The organism is Microbacterium sp. ARD31, assembly GCF_031844425.1.
The window spans coordinates 15,663-31,798 of the sequence record NZ_JAUZVE010000071.1 but is presented as its reverse complement, the minus strand read 5'-3'; the positions used below and the strand labels follow the sequence as shown (position 1 = coordinate 31,798).

Sequence of the window (16,136 nt, the reverse complement as noted above, 5' to 3'; positions counted from 1 at the left end):
GCCGCACGCCGCCGGGCCGCGGCCCGCAGCAAGGTCCGGGACGGCGCCGGCGGCCGCCGTGCCGGCGGGCCACGACACGCGGTCGCCCCGGACCGCCCCAGCTCGGGGAGCGGGTCGCGGCCCGGCGCGGCCGGTCGCCGTCGTCGTACCTGCGCTCGGGGTAGGCGCGGCGCTCGATCCGATTGGGCTGCAGGACGGCTCGCTCACGCCGCCGGCGGACCCGACGCGGGTGGGATGGTGGGGCGCCCGCCCGGGCTCCCTCCACGGCACCGCCGTGCTGACCGGTCACACCGTGCACACCGGTGGTGGAGCGTTCGACGAGCTCGAAGACCTCGGCGTGGGCGACGAGGTCTCGCTGCGGACCGCTGGACGCACCCTGGACTACGAGGTGCGGTCGGTGCGGGTGCTCACGCGGGCGCAGCTCGCCCGTCGCAGCTCCGCGCTCTTCGACCAGTCGGGTCGTGCGCGGCTGGTGCTGGTGACGTGCGAGGACTGGGACGGCCAGGCCTACCGGAGCAATGTCGTCGTCACGGCAGTCCCGCTGGACTGACCGGCGCCGGCGGACCCGGGGCGGACTTGCCGAATCGGCAGCGCGGCCGCTCCGGGCGTCATAGCGTGGCGCCACCCGGCCACGGACGGCCGGAACGGACCGACCCACGCGTCGCCCCCCTTCTCGAGGAGACCCATGCACCCCGACCAGTCCCGTCGCGTCCTCGGCGCCCCGCGCCTCGCTGCAGCCGCCCTCGTGTGCCTCGGCACGGTCGCCGCCCTCGGCGCGACCCCCGCGATGGCCACGCCCGGAGGCAACAAGGGCACCGTGAAGATCGCCCAGCTCGAGGCCGACGACCGCACGCCGGACAACGACCCGCACGTCGGGTGCTCGTTCGTGGTCGAGTGGTACGGCTTCGACGCAGGGGCGGACGTCGTCTCGACCGTGACGTTCGACGAGCAGGCACCGACGACGGATGTCGGGATGGTCGTCGACGGCACCTCGCAGGTGCTCGTCGGGGAGGACGGCGCCACCGGCGCCGGCACGTCCACCGGACTGGACGCGCGCGAGACCTACACGCTGTCCTTCACTGGCGACCCGCACCCGCAGCAGGGCTTCCACGTGCGACTGACCGTCAGCACGCCGGGCTCGCGCGGCAACGACACGAAGAGCAAGGTCTTCTGGGTGGAGGGCTGCGACGTGCCCCCGCCGTCGCAGACCTGACGCGTCGCCGCGCGCCCCGGCCTCGTCAGAGGTGCTCGCGCAGCCAGGCGAAGTCGGCCAGGTGCTCCGCGGCACCGCCAGGCGTCTCGCAGATCACCGGCGCCCCCGCCTCGCGCACCACCCCGGCGAACTCGTCGGCCGGCAGGTGCCCCTGACCGAAGTTGGCGTGCCGGTCGGCGCCGGAGTCGAAGCCGTCGCGCGAGTCGTTGGCGTGGACGAGGTCGATGCGACCGGTGATGGCGCGGACCTTCTCGACCGCGTCGCCGAGCTCGATGCCGCCTGCCCACGCGTGGCACGTGTCGAGGCAGAACCCCACGTCGTCGGAGCCCTCGGCGGAGGAGATGGCGTCCCAGACGCCGGCGATGCGGTCGAGGTGGCGGGCCATGGCGTTGTCGCCGCCGGCGGTGTTCTCGATGAGCAGCGGGATCTTGAGGTCGGTCGCCTCGATCGCCTTGCGCCAGTTGTCGAAGCCCACCGCCGGATCGTCGCTCTTGTTGACGTGGCCGCCGTGGACGATCAGGCCCTTGGCGCCGATCTCGGCGGCCGCGTCCATGTGCTGCTGCAGGAGCTTGCGGCTCGGGATCCGGATGCGGTTGTTGGTGGTGGCGACGTTGACGACGTAGGGCGCGTGGACGTAGAGGTCGACGCCGGCCTGCTCCGCCGCCGCGCGCAGGGCGGCCGCACCGCCCTCGAAGCGGACCTCCGGGCCCTTGTAGCCCTGCGGGTCACCGAGGAAGAACTGCACGAGCGTGGTCTCGCGGGCCACGGCCTCCGCGACCGGGTCGCTCTGGTCGACGTGGGCACCGATCTTCGTCGTCATGCCAGCCAGCCTAGGAGCACCCACAGACAGCCGGCGACCACGCCCGCCAGGGCCAGGACGGCCGCCCACCCCGCCCAGTCGACGTCGTCCCGGGTGGTCGCCGGGCCAGACGTCCAGCCAGACGTCCAGCCAGTCGCCCACCGGTTCGTACGCCGCCGCGGCGCCGGGCCGAGCCGGTCGGGCACGGGCGGGCACGCCGGTGGCGGGACGGGAAGGCGTCGGAGCAGGCGGAGCGCGGCCTCGGCGGTGGCCAGGCGCTGCTCGGGGTCGGCGACCAGGAGCCGCTCCACCAACGGTCGGAGGGGGTGCGAGGGGATCTCCCCCTGGCGGGAAGGGGGCAGACCGGTGACCATCTCGAGCGCGACGCGGCCGACGGCGTACAGGTCCTGGCTTGGCTCGGGCAGCGCACCTCGCGCCTGCTCGGGAGCCATGTAGCCGTCCGTGCCGATGGCGCCGGGCACGGTGGTGAAACGCCGGTCCGCGACGGGGGCCGCCACCCCGAAGTCACCCAGGCGGAGGTGCGGCGGCGCGTCACCGGTCGCCTCGAGCAGCAGGTTGGCCGGCTTGACGTCGCGGTGCACCAGCCCGGCGGAGTGGACGGCCGCGAGGCCCAGGAGCAGCTGCTCGAGGAGCAGTGCCGCCGTGCCCGGGTCGAGCGGGCCGTGCTCGCGGAGGAGGTCGGCCACCGAGCCGCCGGGCACCAGCTCCATGGCCAGCACGACGAGGTCGTCCTCGGCCGCCCAACCGTGGGGCGCGACCACGTGCGGGTGCCGGACCCGGATCGCCTGCTCGCGCACGAAGCGGGCCAGCAGCGCCGAGCCGTGCCGGCCGAGCACCTTCACCGCGACGTGGCAGTGCGTCCGCTCGTCCCACGCCCGCCACACCGACCCCATGCCGCCCGAGCCCACCTGGTCGAGCAGGACGTAGCGCCCCACCACCACGGCGGGTCCGGAGGGTGCGGTCACGGGCACCACCCGACGCTAGCCCGCATCCTCCGGCCACGCGGGCGTCCTCCACAGGCGGACGCGGACCCGGTCTGGACCGGTGGTGCCGGCCGTGTTGCCGTGCCCACCGCCGTACGGGATCCTCGCCGCTGATCGGCCCGGACCCGGGCCACCGAAACGGGGGAGAACCCATGTCCGATTCCACGCCCGGCGCCGAGCCCACGCCCGAGCCCACGCCGACCGGAACCCCCTCGGGACCGACCAGCGGGTCGCCCTCGGCCGAGGCGGCCGTCGAGACGCTGAAGTCCGCCGACCGCCTCGACCTCGGCATCATCGGTGCCGGGGTGCTGGCGTTCCTCGGGTCCTTCATGCCCTACTACACGGTGTCCGTCGACATCCTGGGCTCGTCCAACAGCGCCTCGGCCAACGCCTGGCACGGGTTCTTCGGCTGGTTCGGCGCCGTGCTCGCGCTCGCCGGGGCCGCCGTGCTCGTCGCGAGGCTGCTCGGCGTGGCCCTCCCGGTCCCGGCCCGAACGACGGTGCTGGGCCTCTTCGCGGCCGCGGTCGTCTCCACGCTGATCGCGCTCGTGGTCACGCCGGGCGGCAGCTGCGAGGACACGCTCATCGGCGGCGAGTTCTGCGACGCCATCGACCAGGGCCACGGCTTCGGCTACTGGCTCGCGCTGCTCGCCTCGGTCGCCGGGCTCGCGCTGGCCGCGGTGCGCCGCTCGGCCGACTGAGGCTCGCCGTCCCCAGCGGCGTACGACGATTCCGGGAGGCGCGTACGCCGCTGGTAGTCTTCCCCGGTTGCCTTCGGGCGACCGTGCCGTGCGACCGATGTCGCCAGCCACGAACGCACAGTCCTCCTGCCACGGAGAGCCCGTGGCCGCTCTAGCCCAGAGGAGGTGGAGACCGCTATGCGTGCCTATGAAGTGATGGTCATCCTCGACCCGAGTCTCGACGAGCGCACCATCGAGCCGTCGCTCGACAAGTACCTCAACGTGATCCGCAAGGACGGCGGCTCGGTCGAGTCCGTCGACGTGTGGGGTCGGCGCCGGATGGCGTACGAGATCAAGAAGAACGCCGAGGGCATCTACGCCGTCATCCAGCTGACGGCCGAGCCCGCGACGGTCAAGGAGTTCGACCGCCAGCTCACGCTGAACGAGTCGATCCTGCGCACGAAGGTCCTGCGTCCCGACGCCCACTGATCGCCCTCGCGGCATCTGTGGAAAGACCTTCCGGCTGTCGGTGAGTGCCTGTTTGATGGGCGCATCACCGGGAGCACCCACCCGGATCAACTGCACAGCAGCAGGACATTCTGAGGAGACCTGACATGGCAGGCGAGACCACGATCACCGTCATCGGCAACCTCGTCGACGACCCGGAGCTCCGGTTCACCCCCTCGGGGGCGCCGGTGGCCAACTTCCGGATCGCGTCGACGCCGCGGACCTTCGACCGCCAGAGCAACGAGTGGAAGGACGGCGACACGCTGTTCCTCTCGTGCGCTGTGTGGCGCCAGGCCGCGGAGAACGTCGCCGAGTCCCTCCAGCGGGGCATGCGCGTGATCGTCCAGGGTCGCCTGAAGTCCCGCCAGTACGAGACCCGCGAGGGTGAGAAGCGCACCGTCTTCGAGATCGACGTCGAGGAGGTCGGCCCGTCGCTGCGCAACGCCTCGGCGAAGGTCACCAAGACGACGCGTCAGGGCGGCGGTGGCGGCTACTCCGGTGGCGGCGGCTACTCCGGTGGCGGCCAGCAGCAGTCGGCTCCGGCCGACGACCCGTGGGCCAGCCCGGCACCCTCCCAGGGTGGCCAGGGTGGCGGCGGCTGGGGCGGCCAGTCCCAGGGTGGCGGCCAGTCGGCGCCCGCCAACGACCCGTGGGCCACGCCCGGGGTCAGCGGCGGCAACGACGAGCCCCCGTTCTGAGGGACGTCGCGATCCACTGATCCGGATCACCTGAAACATCCATCACCATTCCGTCCCTGATTGCCTTCAGGGCCGGGCTCACTGAAAGGGAGCACCACAATGGCCAAGGCAATTCTGCGCAAGCCCAAGAAGAAGGTTTGCCAGTTCTGCAAGGAGAAGGCGACCGGTGTCGACTACAAGGACACCACGCTGCTCCGCAAGTTCATCTCCGACCGCGGCAAGATCCGCGCCCGTCGCGTGACCGGCAACTGCGTCCAGCACCAGCGTGACGTGGCCATCGCCGTGAAGAACGCGCGCGAGCTCGCGCTGCTGCCCTACACGTCCACCGGTCGCTGAGAGGAGCACGGGACATGAAGCTCATCCTGACCCAGGAAGTCGACGGCCTCGGCGCCCCCGGTGACGTGGTCGAGGTCAAGGACGGCTACGGCCGCAACTACCTCGTCCCCCGTGGCCTCGGCATCAAGTGGACGCGCGGCGGCGAGAAGACCATCGAGTCGATCAAGTCCGCCCGTGCGGCCCGTGCCGCCCGCGACGAGGACCACGCCAAGGAGATCAAGACCAAGCTCGAGGCCAACCCGGTCAACGTGAAGGTCCGTGCCGGTGAGGGCGGCCGCCTGTTCGGCGCCGTCACCACCTCGGAGATCGCCGACGCGGTCGCCGACGTCTCGGGCGAGAAGGTCGACCGTCGCACGATCGTGGTCACCAACCCGATCAAGACGCTCGGTGCCCACGAGGTGTCGGTCAAGCTGCACGACGAGGTGTCCGCCACGGTGGCCCTCAACGTCGTCCCCGCCTGATCGCGACCTGACGCACGCACGACGGCCCGCTGCCTCCTCGGAGGCGGCGGGCCGTCGTGCATTTTGGCGCCCGGTGGGGCCGGCAGGTCAGTCGGCCGGCGGGAACCGGTTCGGTCGCGCCACGACGGCGTCGACGACGACCGGCCGGTTGCTCAGGGACTCGAGGGTGATCCTGCCGGTGCGGACCCCGGAGTAGCGGTCGAGCACGGTGTGCTGCGCCAGCGTCGTACGCCGTCCGCGGAGGTCCACGACGTGCCAGGCCCGACGGCCGACGCGGACCCGCACCTTGCCCAGGCGCGGACCGGTCGGCGCGACCAGCCGCAGCTCGCCGACCTCGACGCGCGGAAGCACGATGCGCGCTCCGCGCCGCTCGGCGCGCAGCGCGTCACCGCGGAAGTAGCCGGACTTGCGGACCCTGCTCCAGCCGTCGGTGCGCGCGAGCCTGCGGGTGAGGTCGAGCGGCACGAAGAACTCGACCGGCGTGGACCAAGCACTCGCGTTGCCGGCCCGGTCGACGGCGCGCGCAGTGACCACGTGCCGGCCCGCCTTCGGGTCGGCGACCTCCCACCGCGGGCCGGTGCACGGCGTGGTCCTGCCGTTGTCCGTGCACTCGAAGCTCGAGCCGGGCTCGCTGCTGTTGAGCCGCAGCGGCACCGTGCTCGACGTCATCACGGGCTGGGTCGGGGTGTCCTCGTCGTACCCGCTGCGGGTGACGAAGACGAACGGGGCCTTGGTGTCCTGGCCCCAGGCGACGGACGCCGGGGTCGGGTCCTCGTCGGGGGAGTCGGCGACGGTGGGCGGCACGAGGAGGTTGTCGGGCGTGCGGTCGCGGTCGCCGAGGTCGACGGCACGCACCTCGAACACGTAGGCACCGGCGGAGGCGTCGGGCAGGCCGGCGACGGTGACGGGGCTGGTGCAGGCCCGCCAGTCGTGCGCCTGGGGTCCGCCGGTGAGCCGGCACTCGAAGCCGAACGGGCCGGCGTCGCCGTCGCTGACGGTCGAGGTGAAGGCGAAGGACTGCGTCGCGGTGGCGACGAAGCCGGCCGCGTTGGGCGCGGCCGAGGCGGTCACCCGGGTCTCGGGTGGGGTGTCGTCGTCACAGCCGTCACCGACGGGCAGGCCGAGGACCGGGTCCGTCGGCTGCGTCTCGTCGGTGCAGCCCGGGGTGGCGCCCGCGGGTGCGGCGCCGGTCGCGAGGAGCGTCGACGCGGCCAGCAGCAGGGCCGCCGCGCTCGCCGAGCGGCGTACGCGGATGGTGGTGCTCGTGCGGTTCATGGTTCCCTCCCTCGGTGCGCGCACCCGTGCGCGCCCCCTCCGGGAGGCTCAACGCACGGGGGCCGCTCCGGTTACGAGCCAGCGGTCTCCCCGCGCGCGCCACGACAGCAGCACGCCGCGAGCACCCATGAAGACCACGGTCATCGCCACCCAGACCCACACCAGGCCGTGGGGCAGGGTGGCCGCGAGCAGGGCCGCCGGTGCGTACGCCGCCAGCACCGCGAGACCGGCCCAGGCGAGGTAGGCGCCGTCCCCGGCGCCGATGAGCACTCCGTCGAGCACGAACACCACGCCGGCGAGCGGCTGTCCCACCGCGGCGACGAGCAGCACCGGGACCAGCAGGTCGCGCACCGCGGGGTCCGTGGTGAACAGGGCGCCGACGAAGGGGGCGGAGATCGCCAACCCGGCGCCGGCCACGATGCCGCTGCCCCATCCCCACCGGATCATCCGGCGGGTGAGCTGGCGGGTGGTGTCGACGTCCCCCTGTCCGAGCGAGCGTCCGGTCAGCGCCTGCGCGGCGATGGCGATCGCGTCGAGGGCGAAGGCCAGGAAGCTCCAGAGGGTGATGGCGACCTGGTGGGTGGCGACGTTGACGTCGGTGGCGGAGCCGCCGACGCGGGTGACGGCGTACGTCCCCACGAGCAGGCAGGCGCGCAGCGCCAGGGTGCGGATCACGAGCGCCACGGCGGCGTGGGCGGCCGCACCGATGCCGCGCCGGTCGGGCGAGAGGGGCGCGTCGTGCGCGCGGGCCGCGCGGACCACGACCGCGACCAGCCAGGCGGCGGACAGCAGCTGGGCGAGCACCGAGCCGATCGCGGCGCCCGCGATGCCGAGGTCGAGGCCATAGACGAGGACGACGTTGAGCAGGATGTTGAGGCCGTTGCCGACGACCGCGACGTGCAGCGGCGTGCGGGTGTCCTGCAACCCCCGCAGGACCCCGGTGGCGGCGAGCATGACGAGCAGCGGCGTCGTCCCGAGGAAGGCGATGGCGAGGTAGGTCTCGGCGTGCTCGGCGACCTCGGGACCGGTGCCGAAGGCGCCGACGAGCGCCGGCGTCAGCAGGACCCCGAGGACGGTGGCGAGGGCGCCGATCAGGATCGCGAGCCAGACCCCGTCGACGCCCTGGGCCAGCGCGGCTCGGAGGTCCCCCGCCCCGAGGTGGCGCGCGACGCTCGCGGTGGTGCCGTAGGCCAGGAAGACGCACAGGCCGACCACGGTCTGGAGGATCACGGCGGCGACGCCGAGCCCGGCCAGCTCGGGCGTGCCGAGGTGCCCGACGATGGCGGCGTCGGAGAGCAGGAAGAGCGGCTCGGCGACGAGGGCGAGGAAGGCCGGCACGGCCAGGCGAAGGATCTCCCGGTCGGTGGCGTTCACGGGCCCAACCCTAGGAAGTCGTGGTCGCGAACGCTCCCTCGCGTTCACATATCGACCGGCCGCCGGCGGTGTACATAGCACGATCGGACTACCTGTGTAGATCCGTGTGGATGATGGCGCCGTGACGACCGTCTCCTGCCCGTGTCGACAAAGCAACAGGCGTCTCCCGGATGACGGACAGGTGAACGCCGGGACTGCGATGGGGATTTTCCTCCACAGTGTGTGCAACGCGTTTTCGCAGGTCAGAGGCGGTTATCCCAGATGGGGTACGCAGATATCCACACCTGTGTCCACGGCGTGTGCACCGCTTGCCGCGTGTCGTCCACGCGCGTCCCCACGTTGTCCACAGAACCTGTGGATAACTCTGTGCCGTCGGCTTCCCATCGAGGCCTCCGAGCACGTACGGTCTCGCGCGGAAGCGGATCGGGACCGAGGCGGACGACCGTCGTGGCCACGGGCTCGTGGGCGCGCGGGAGCGCGGCGGCGGTCGGTGGGTTGTCGGTGGTCGGACCTACCGTCGTGGGCAGTGGCCGGTGAGATGGTCAGTGAGAGGAGCATCGGTGAGCATCGCCTTCGAGGGGGACACCGACGAGGCCTGGGGCGACGGTCCGGCGGCCTACGAGCCCGGCGAGTCGCCGCGCTCGGCGGGTGACCGCACCCCTCCGCAGGACAACGCCGCCGAGCAGAGCGTGCTCGGCTCGATGCTGCTCTCCAAGGACGCCATCGCCGACGTCGTCGACGTCATCAAGGGTGTCGACTACTACCGCCCCGCCCACGAGGTCATCCACGACGCGATCATCGACCTCTACGGCCGCGGCGAGCCGGCCGACCCGATCACGGTGGCGGCCGAGCTGCAGAAGCGCGGCGAGCTCCAGCGCATCGGTGGCGCGCCCTACCTCCACACGCTCTCGGCCAACGTCCCGATCGCGGCGAACGCCGGCTACTACGCCGAGATCGTGCGCGACAAGGCCATCCTGCGCCGCCTGGTCGAGGCCGGCACCCGCATCGCGTCCCTCGGCTATGCCGGCGAGGGCGACATCGACGACGTCGTCGACAACGCCCAGGCCGAGGTCTACAAGGTCACCGACCGCCGGGCGAGCGTCGACTACGCGCCGCTGAGCGACATCATGAGCGGCGTCCTCGACGAGATCGAGGCGATCGGCAACCGCGAGGCGGGGCTCTACGGCGTGCCCACCGGCTTCGCCGACCTCGACGACCTGACCAACGGTCTCCACTCCGGCCAGATGATCATCGTCGCGGCCCGTCCGGCCATGGGCAAGTCGACCCTGGCCCTCGACTTCTGCCGCGCCGCGTCGATCCACAACAACCTCACGAGCGTCTTCTTCAGCCTGGAGATGACGCGCTCGGAGATCATGATGCGCCTGCTCTCGGCCGAGGCGAAGGTGCCGCTCAACCACATCCGCAACGGCACGATGCGCGACGACGACTGGGAGAAGCTCGCCCGCAAGATGGGCCAGGTCTCCGGCGCGCCGATGTTCATCGACGACAGCCCCAACATGACGATGATGGAGATCCGGGCCAAGGCCCGCCGGCTCAAGCAGCGTCACGACCTCAAGCTCATCGTCATCGACTACATGCAGCTGATGAGCTCGGGCAAGAAGGTCGAGTCGCGCCAGCTCGAGGTCTCGGAGTTCTCCCGCAACATCAAGCTCCTCGCCAAGGAGCTCGAGTGTCCGATCATCGCGCTCTCCCAGCTCAACCGTGGTCCCGAGCAGCGCGGCGACAAGCGCCCGATGATGAGCGACCTGCGTGAGTCCGGCTCCCTCGAGCAGGACGCCGACATGGTGATCCTGCTCCACCGCGACGACGTCTACGAGAAGGAGTCGACCCGCCCCGGCGAGGCCGACCTGATCGTGGCCAAGCACCGCAACGGCCCCACCCGCGACCTCACCGTCGCCTTCCAGGGCCACTACTCCCGCTTCGTGGACATGGCCCAGGGCTGACCCTTCGTCGGACGGCGTCGCCTGGAGCGCGCTCGAGCAGTGCGCCCGGCCTCACCCGCCGTCGCGGATGAGCGCGGCCAAGCCGTCCAGGGTGCGGGCGAGTCCGAACCGCCAGGCACGGTCGGCGTTCCATGCGCTTCCACCCGCTTCGCCGGCGGCGGCGCCGATGCGTAGGGCGCGGGGATAGGCGTCGGGGGAGAGGACCCGGGCGAGCAGTGGCTGGTTGGCCGCCCACCACTCCGCATCGCTCATCGCCGTGTCGGTGGTGATGCGGGCGGCGTCATGGGCGGAGCGGCAGTGCGTCTGCACGAAGCCGAGGAGATAGGTCAGCGCCGCGTCGGCGTCGGGGTCGGAGAGACCGGTGTCGTCGAAGGCCGCGAGCTCGTGCTCGTACTTCGCCATCACGCCCGGCCCCAGCGGGGGGCGGCTCAGCGCGGCCACCTCGGTCAGCCAGGGATGGGTGGTCAGCAGCTCGCGGTTGGACTCAGCGACGAGGGTCAGCCGGTCCCGCCATGACCGGCCGCCCCAGGTGGGGCGGGGCATGCGGTGGTACGTGGCGTCGACCATGAGGTCGAGCAGCTCGGGCTTGCCCGGCACGTAGGTGTACACCGACATCGCCGAGACCCCCACGCGCTCGGCCACAGCCCGCATCGTCACGGCCGCCAGGCCCTGCTCGTCGGCCAGCAGCAGGGCAGCCTCGACCACCTGGCTGACGTCGACCGACCGGGCCGGGCCCTTGCGCCGCCCCGTCGCCGCCGGCTCGCCCCACAACAGCGCCAAGGTGCGGCTGGGCTGCCCGGTCCCGGTGGCTTCGGAGGTCATGGCCACAGTCTTGCACTTGTCCGGTCTACGGTGTACAGTGTACGCTGTACGAGGTTGCAGGACGCCCCCTCAGAAGACGGGGCTTGCCACATCACCCCTCGATCGCCCGAACGGAGAACGCCCTTGCTCCTCTGAGACGTCGCCCCGATCGCCCTCGTGCCCGTCCTCCCGCGTCTCAGGAGCAGCCATGTCAACCAGAGCGTCCACCGTCTCCATCTCCGTCTCCGATCTCCACTTCGCCTGGCCAGACGGGACGTCCGTCTTCGCGGGTCTGTCCTTCGCCGTCAACGCCGGTCGTGTCGGCATCGTCGGACGCAACGGCTCGGGGAAGTCGACCCTGCTCCGACTCGTGAGCGGCCGACTGCGCCCAAACCGGGGCTCGATCCGGCGTGCCGGGTCCCTCGGCTACCTGTCCCAGGACCTGCCCCTGCGCGTCGACGCCCGGGTCGACGAGCTCCTGGGCATCGCCGGCGTACGTCGGGCCCTGGCTGCCGTCGAGGCCGGCGACGTCTCCGAGCCGGTCCTCGAGACGATCGGCGACGCGTGGGACATCGAGGAACGAGCCCCCGCGCTTCTCCAACGCCTGGGTCTCGACCTGGGGCTGGACCGGCGGATCGGCGAGATCTCGGGTGGCGAGGCCGTCCTGCTCGGACTGGCCGCAGAGCTGCTGCACGAGCCAGACGTCCTGCTGCTCGACGAGCCGACGAACAACCTCGACCGGTCCGGGCGAGCCAGGCTCGTCGAAGCGGTGCGGTCCTTCCGCGGCGCACTCGTCGTGGTCAGCCATGATGAGCAGCTGCTCGAGCACGTCGACCAGGTCGGCGACCTGCGCGACGGCGAGATCAACTGGTACGGCGGCAACCTCTCGGCCTATCGGGAGGCGGTGGCGCTGGAGCAGCAAGCGGCAGAACGGGCCGTCCGCGTCGCCGAGGCCGACGTCCGACGTCAGCGGCGCGAGCTCGCGGCAGCCCACATCAAGCTCGACCGCCGCAGGCGGTATGGCCAGAAGATGTGGGACACCAAGCGTGAGCCGAAGATCGTCATGGGCGCCCGCAAGCGCGAGGCAGAGGTGTCTGCGGGCAAGCACCGCATCATGCACGAGGAGCGGCTGGCCTCCGCGAGGGAGCGACTCACCGGAGCCGAGGACGGAGTCCGCGACGATGCCCCGATCCGGATCGACCTGCCCGGCACCGAGCTGCCAGAAGGTCGCGTGGTGCTGCGACTGGAGGACGTCGAGCTGCGCAACGGCGTGCGGGGCAGTCTGGAGGTGCGCGGCCCGGAGCGGATGGCCGTGGTCGGCCCCAACGGCTCCGGCAAGAGCACCTTGCTGCACACCATCGCGGGCCAGCTGGCGCCGACCGCCGGCGTGTGCGATCTGCGCGTGCCGGCCCGGCTGCTGCCGCAACGGATCGACATCGTCGACAACGACCTGTCGGTCGTTGAGAACGTCGCACGCTTCGCTCCGGCCTCGGACGAGAACCGTCGCCGCGCGCGGCTGGCCCGGTTCCACTTCCGGGGACGCGCCGCAGACCAGCAGGCCTCGACCCTCTCGGGAGGCGAGCGGTTCCGCGCCGCGATGGCCGCCCTGCTGCTGGCCGAGCCGGCACCGCAGCTGCTGATGCTCGACGAACCGAGCAACAACCTCGACCTCGCCAGCATCGACCAGCTCGTCAGCGCGCTGGAGAACTACCGTGGCGCGCTCCTCGTCGCAAGTCACGACCAGGCATTCCTGCGACGACTCCACCTCACCCGCTACGTCGAGCTGGCACCGGACCGGTTCGCCACGACCTCGACCCACCACCCTGCGGCACCTGGCCCCATCCGACGTCAAGGAGACCGATGACCCTGACAGATCAGCTCCAGCGCCTGATCGACCTCGATCTGCCCGCCATCGCCGGCGTCACGCCCGCCGACCTTGCCGGGTGGGTGGCCGAGGTGGACGACCAGCCCGACGGCGTGCTGGCCGTGCACCCGGCGCTGGCGCCCCCCAGCGCGCTCGCACCACTGCTCAGCAGACAGGGCAAGCAGGGCTTCGTCGTCCACGACATGACCGACCTCGACGAGTTCCGCTCCACTCCGGACCTGGTGATCCCGGACCGGCCGCTGTACGTGATGACCGGGATCGACCGAGGCGACGACATGCTGAACTGGAGTCCCGAGGAGGCGGTCCCCGTGATCGCTCAGCGAGGGCGCACGCCGCTGACGATCAACGAGGGCATCAGCTGGCTGCTCCAGCAGCCAGAGGTCCTCGAGCCGAACCGGTGCTTCATGTGCATCGGATCGCGGAAGCCGAAGCCGAAGGGCTACGACGCCCGCACGCCGGCCCTGTGGATCAGCGGCGGCACCGGGCACGACGGACCGGCACGCAAGAACGCTCCGAAGGTCGGCTGGTGCTGGTGGCGGAACCGGCACACCTGGCTGGGGTTCGCCTCGGTCGCCGACAGGCTATGAAGAAAGCCACGCAGACAAGCCACGAAGACAAGCCATGACGACAGGGAAGGAGACCATCATGGCCGAGCGGATCTCAGCGCACCGAACCCTGCCCGCCTCATCACACGCGATCTTCGACGTCCTCACCGACCCCGACGGCCACGTCGCCATCGACTCCAGCGGCATGCTGCAAGGAGCGTCCGGCGCTCCCGTCGTGCGGGTGGGCGACGCGTTCGTCGTCCACATGGACCGCGAGGCCCTCGGCGATGTGCCGCTGGGCACCTACGACGTACGCGTGGTCATCACCCGCATCCGGGCGCCCGAGCACATCGAGTGGACGATCGAGGGAACCGTCAAACCCCCCATCGGGCACGTGTACGGCTACGAGCTGGCTCCCCACCCCGACGGCACCACCGTCACCTCCTACTGCGACTGGTCCGGCGCGGCGGAGGACTGGAAGCCCATCTTCCCAGTGATCGACGAGAAGGCGTTGAGGGCATCCTTGGGACTCCTCGAGCGGGCCGTGCGGCGTGGCTACCCCTCGCCGGCGACCGCCCCTGTGCGCGCCGACAGCGACGGTCACAGGAAGCATCAGTAGGGGACTCGAGCCCGCGGGAGATCCCTCGGTCTCCTGCATCTCGACACGTCGCCCGACTGCCTCGGCGCAACCTGTCAGTCGCGTTGGGGCTCAGGCGCCGTAGCGGTCGGCCACCTCGTCGAAGCGCTCGCGGGCGGTCGCCACGATGGAGTGGTAGTCGTCGTGGTCGAGCCGCAGGATGCCGAGCAGCGGCGTCACCTCGCGGCGACGGGCCACCTGGGTCTCCAGCTCCGACGGGTCCGCGTCCCGGGTGATGACCTCGTACGACATCGCGCACGCGACCCCGACCGCCGCACTCACGGTGGACAGGTCACCGTGCGTCTCGTGGTGGTCGCGGATCCCGTCGACGATGGTCAGCGGGAGTCCCCACGCCTCGGCCACCGTGCCGCCGATGTCGGCGTGCGTGAGCCCGAAGACGACCCGCTCGGTCTCGACGATGTCCGTGCCGTCGGTCGCCGCGGCCAGGGCCAGCGAGTCCAGGATCTGCTTGCCGAAGTGCTGGGCGAGCACCACCATGCCGAAGTCGTGCAGCAGCGCGGCGGTCCCCACCTCCGGCGGGACCGGGACACGGGCGCGCGAGCGGATCAGCTCGGCCGCGATCGAGGCGGCCACCGACCGTTGCCAGAGGGCGCCCGGGCGCAGGCCGTACGCCGGCAGCGCCTGCATCATCCGGCCACCGACGCGCGAGGCCAGGGTCAGCGACAGCAGCGTGCTGGGACCGAGCCGCACCACGGCGTCGCGCACCGAGGTGATCGTGCCGCGGTGGCCGAGGGCGGCCGAGTTGGCCCGGCGCAGCAGGTCTGCGGTCAGCGACACGTCGAGGGACACCGTCTCGGTGATCTCGCGGATGTCGGCGTCCGGGTCCGCGACCAGCGTGGCCAGCCGGGCGACGGTGTGGGGAAGGGGTTCGACGGACTCCGCGGAGGCGAGCAGGTCTGCGCGGTCGACGAGCGGCGTGGTGGTGGTCACCCCGTCGTGATCGGCAGGCGCGGGCGAGACCTGAGGGAAACGCGTGACCTCTCTCAGACGCCGGAGGTCGCGTCAGCCCAGGGGGTCACCCGGGCCCGAGACCTGGTCCCGGACGTGGTCGAGGAAGCGCTGTGCCGGCGGTGCGAGCGGGCGGTCGGTGCGCCAGACGAGCGAGATCGTGCGCCGGGCCCCGGGTGTGGTGAGCCCCACCCCGACGGTGCCGGAGACGCCGGCGAAGACCTCCGGCACGATGCCGAGACCGAGCCCGGCGGCGACGAGGCCCTCGATGGTGGCGAGGTCCGCGCTCTCGAAGGACACCCGTGGGGTCACACCCGCCTCCGCGAACAGCTCGTCCACGAGCGCCCGGTGGCCGAAGCCCGGGGGGATCATCACCATCTCCTCGTCCGACAGCTCGGCGAGGTCGACCCGCTTGCGGCGCGCCAGCCGGTGCGTGGGCGGGACGACGACCACCAGGCGCTCCACCTGCACGGACAGCCGCGCGTAGCCGTCCTCGGGACCGGTCATCGTCAGCCCGAGCTCGGCGGCACCCCGGTCGAGGTCGCGACGGATGTCGTGGGCCGGCTCCTGGCTGAGCACGACCTTGATGCCCGGCGCAGCCTCGTGGAAGCCGCGCAGCAGCTGCGGCAGGAGGGTGGTGGCCATGGAGTCGAGGAAAGCCAGGCGTACGACGCCGGTGTCCGGGTCGAGCCGGTTGGCGAGGCGGGCGCGCAGCCGGTCGTGGTCGGCGACCAGCTCGCGTGCGGACTCCAGCACCAGCTCCCCGTCGGCCGTGGTCACGACGCCCGTCGGCACCCGCTCGAACACGCGGACGCCGAGCTCGGCCTCGATGCGGGCCAGCGCGCGGGAGAGCGTCGGCTGGCTCGTCCCCAGCGCGGCAGCGGCATCCGTGACGTGGCCGTGCTCGGCCAGCGCCAGCAGCCACTCGAAGTCGCGCACCTGCACGATGCCGATCATACGTCGAACGCATCGGAAAAGAGCAGAGCAG

The 16,136-nt window shown here is 71.8% G+C and carries 18 protein-coding genes; 11 read left to right on the top strand and 7 right to left on the bottom strand.

Annotated elements, in window-relative coordinates; genetic code table 11:
* Both Q9S36_RS47725 and Q9S36_RS47720 read left to right on the top strand, forming a co-directional pair.
* Positions 1-550: class F sortase (locus Q9S36_RS47725; RefSeq protein ID WP_311291764.1), on the top strand; the 550-nt coding region annotated here is incomplete at its 5' end.
* Positions 551-685: 135 nt separating this feature from the next.
* On the top strand, positions 686-1,213 hold the full coding sequence (locus Q9S36_RS47720; protein ID WP_311291763.1) for a hypothetical protein: 528 nt from the start codon (positions 686-688) through the stop codon (positions 1,211-1,213).
* A gap of 25 nt (positions 1,214-1,238) precedes the next feature.
* Here Q9S36_RS47720 and Q9S36_RS47715 read toward each other — a convergent pair whose 3' ends face one another.
* Both Q9S36_RS47715 and Q9S36_RS47710 read right to left on the bottom strand, forming a co-directional pair.
* Positions 1,239-2,033, bottom strand: coding sequence for a deoxyribonuclease IV (locus Q9S36_RS47715; protein ID WP_311291762.1), 795 nt, complete (start codon positions 2,031-2,033; stop codon positions 1,239-1,241).
* Entirely contained in the window at positions 2,030-2,998 is a 969-nt protein-coding gene (locus Q9S36_RS47710) for a serine/threonine-protein kinase (protein ID WP_311291761.1), read from the bottom strand. Before Q9S36_RS47710 ends, Q9S36_RS47715 begins: the two co-directional genes overlap by 4 nt.
* A 170-nt stretch (positions 2,999-3,168) precedes the next feature.
* Between Q9S36_RS47710 and Q9S36_RS47705 the strand changes: the two genes are divergently transcribed.
* From Q9S36_RS47705 to rplI, 5 genes are all read left to right on the top strand, one after another.
* Positions 3,169-3,717 carry a hypothetical protein gene (locus Q9S36_RS47705; RefSeq protein WP_311291760.1) on the top strand — a complete coding sequence of 183 codons (549 nt, stop codon included), beginning with the start codon at positions 3,169-3,171 and terminating at the stop codon, positions 3,715-3,717.
* A 177-nt stretch (positions 3,718-3,894) separates the two neighbouring features.
* Positions 3,895-4,185: a 30S ribosomal protein S6 gene (gene rpsF, locus Q9S36_RS47700; protein ID WP_311291759.1), complete on the top strand. Its 291-nt coding sequence runs from the start codon at positions 3,895-3,897 to the stop codon at positions 4,183-4,185.
* A gap of 125 nt (positions 4,186-4,310) precedes the next feature.
* Complete coding sequence (locus tag Q9S36_RS47695) at positions 4,311-4,901, top strand: single-stranded DNA-binding protein (protein ID WP_311291758.1); 591 nt, start codon at positions 4,311-4,313, stop codon at positions 4,899-4,901.
* 99 nt (positions 4,902-5,000) lie between these two features.
* On the top strand, positions 5,001-5,237 hold the full coding sequence (gene rpsR / locus Q9S36_RS47690) for a 30S ribosomal protein S18 (RefSeq protein WP_056603689.1): 237 nt from the start codon (positions 5,001-5,003) through the stop codon (positions 5,235-5,237).
* Positions 5,238-5,251: 14 nt separating this feature from the next.
* Positions 5,252-5,698 carry a 50S ribosomal protein L9 gene (gene rplI / locus Q9S36_RS47685; RefSeq protein WP_311291757.1) on the top strand — a complete coding sequence of 149 codons (447 nt, stop codon included), beginning with the start codon at positions 5,252-5,254 and terminating at the stop codon, positions 5,696-5,698.
* Positions 5,699-5,785: 87 nt separating this feature from the next.
* On the opposite strand, the gene Q9S36_RS47680 is transcribed toward rplI, so the two are convergent.
* Positions 5,786-6,973 (bottom strand): hypothetical protein, encoded by a 1,188-nt coding sequence (locus tag Q9S36_RS47680; protein WP_311291756.1) that lies wholly within the window; start codon positions 6,971-6,973, stop codon positions 5,786-5,788.
* 48 nt (positions 6,974-7,021) lie between these two features.
* On the bottom strand, positions 7,022-8,347 hold the full coding sequence (locus Q9S36_RS47675; RefSeq protein ID WP_311291755.1) for an MATE family efflux transporter: 1,326 nt from the start codon (positions 8,345-8,347) through the stop codon (positions 7,022-7,024).
* A 560-nt stretch (positions 8,348-8,907) separates the two neighbouring features.
* Between Q9S36_RS47675 and dnaB the strand changes: the two genes are divergently transcribed.
* Positions 8,908-10,311, top strand: coding sequence for a replicative DNA helicase (dnaB, locus tag Q9S36_RS47670; RefSeq protein ID WP_310249829.1), 1,404 nt, complete (start codon positions 8,908-8,910; stop codon positions 10,309-10,311).
* A gap of 51 nt (positions 10,312-10,362) precedes the next feature.
* Here dnaB and Q9S36_RS47665 read toward each other — a convergent pair whose 3' ends face one another.
* Positions 10,363-11,133, bottom strand: coding sequence for a TetR/AcrR family transcriptional regulator (locus tag Q9S36_RS47665; protein WP_311291753.1), 771 nt, complete (start codon positions 11,131-11,133; stop codon positions 10,363-10,365).
* A gap of 187 nt (positions 11,134-11,320) precedes the next feature.
* Between Q9S36_RS47665 and Q9S36_RS47660 the strand changes: the two genes are divergently transcribed.
* The 3 genes from Q9S36_RS47660 to Q9S36_RS47650 are packed head-to-tail and all read left to right on the top strand — an operon-like array spanning position 11,321 to position 14,161.
* Positions 11,321-12,976 (top strand): ABC-F family ATP-binding cassette domain-containing protein, encoded by a 1,656-nt coding sequence (locus Q9S36_RS47660; protein ID WP_311291752.1) that lies wholly within the window; start codon positions 11,321-11,323, stop codon positions 12,974-12,976.
* Complete coding sequence (locus tag Q9S36_RS47655) at positions 12,973-13,584, top strand: DUF5701 family protein (RefSeq protein WP_311291751.1); 612 nt, start codon at positions 12,973-12,975, stop codon at positions 13,582-13,584. The genes Q9S36_RS47660 and Q9S36_RS47655 overlap by 4 nt, the downstream gene beginning before the upstream one ends.
* A gap of 34 nt (positions 13,585-13,618) precedes the next feature.
* Entirely contained in the window at positions 13,619-14,161 is a 543-nt protein-coding gene (locus Q9S36_RS47650; protein ID WP_311291750.1) for an SRPBCC family protein, read from the top strand.
* Positions 14,162-14,251: 90 nt separating this feature from the next.
* Here the strand turns inward: Q9S36_RS47650 and Q9S36_RS47645 are convergent, their stop codons facing one another.
* Positions 14,252-15,130, bottom strand: a complete 879-nt coding sequence (locus Q9S36_RS47645) for an HDOD domain-containing protein (RefSeq protein ID WP_311291749.1) — start codon at positions 15,128-15,130, stop codon at positions 14,252-14,254.
* A 72-nt stretch (positions 15,131-15,202) separates the two neighbouring features.
* Positions 15,203-16,105 (bottom strand): LysR family transcriptional regulator, encoded by a 903-nt coding sequence (locus tag Q9S36_RS47640; RefSeq protein WP_311291748.1) that lies wholly within the window; start codon positions 16,103-16,105, stop codon positions 15,203-15,205.
* Positions 16,106-16,136 lie beyond the last annotated feature (31 nt).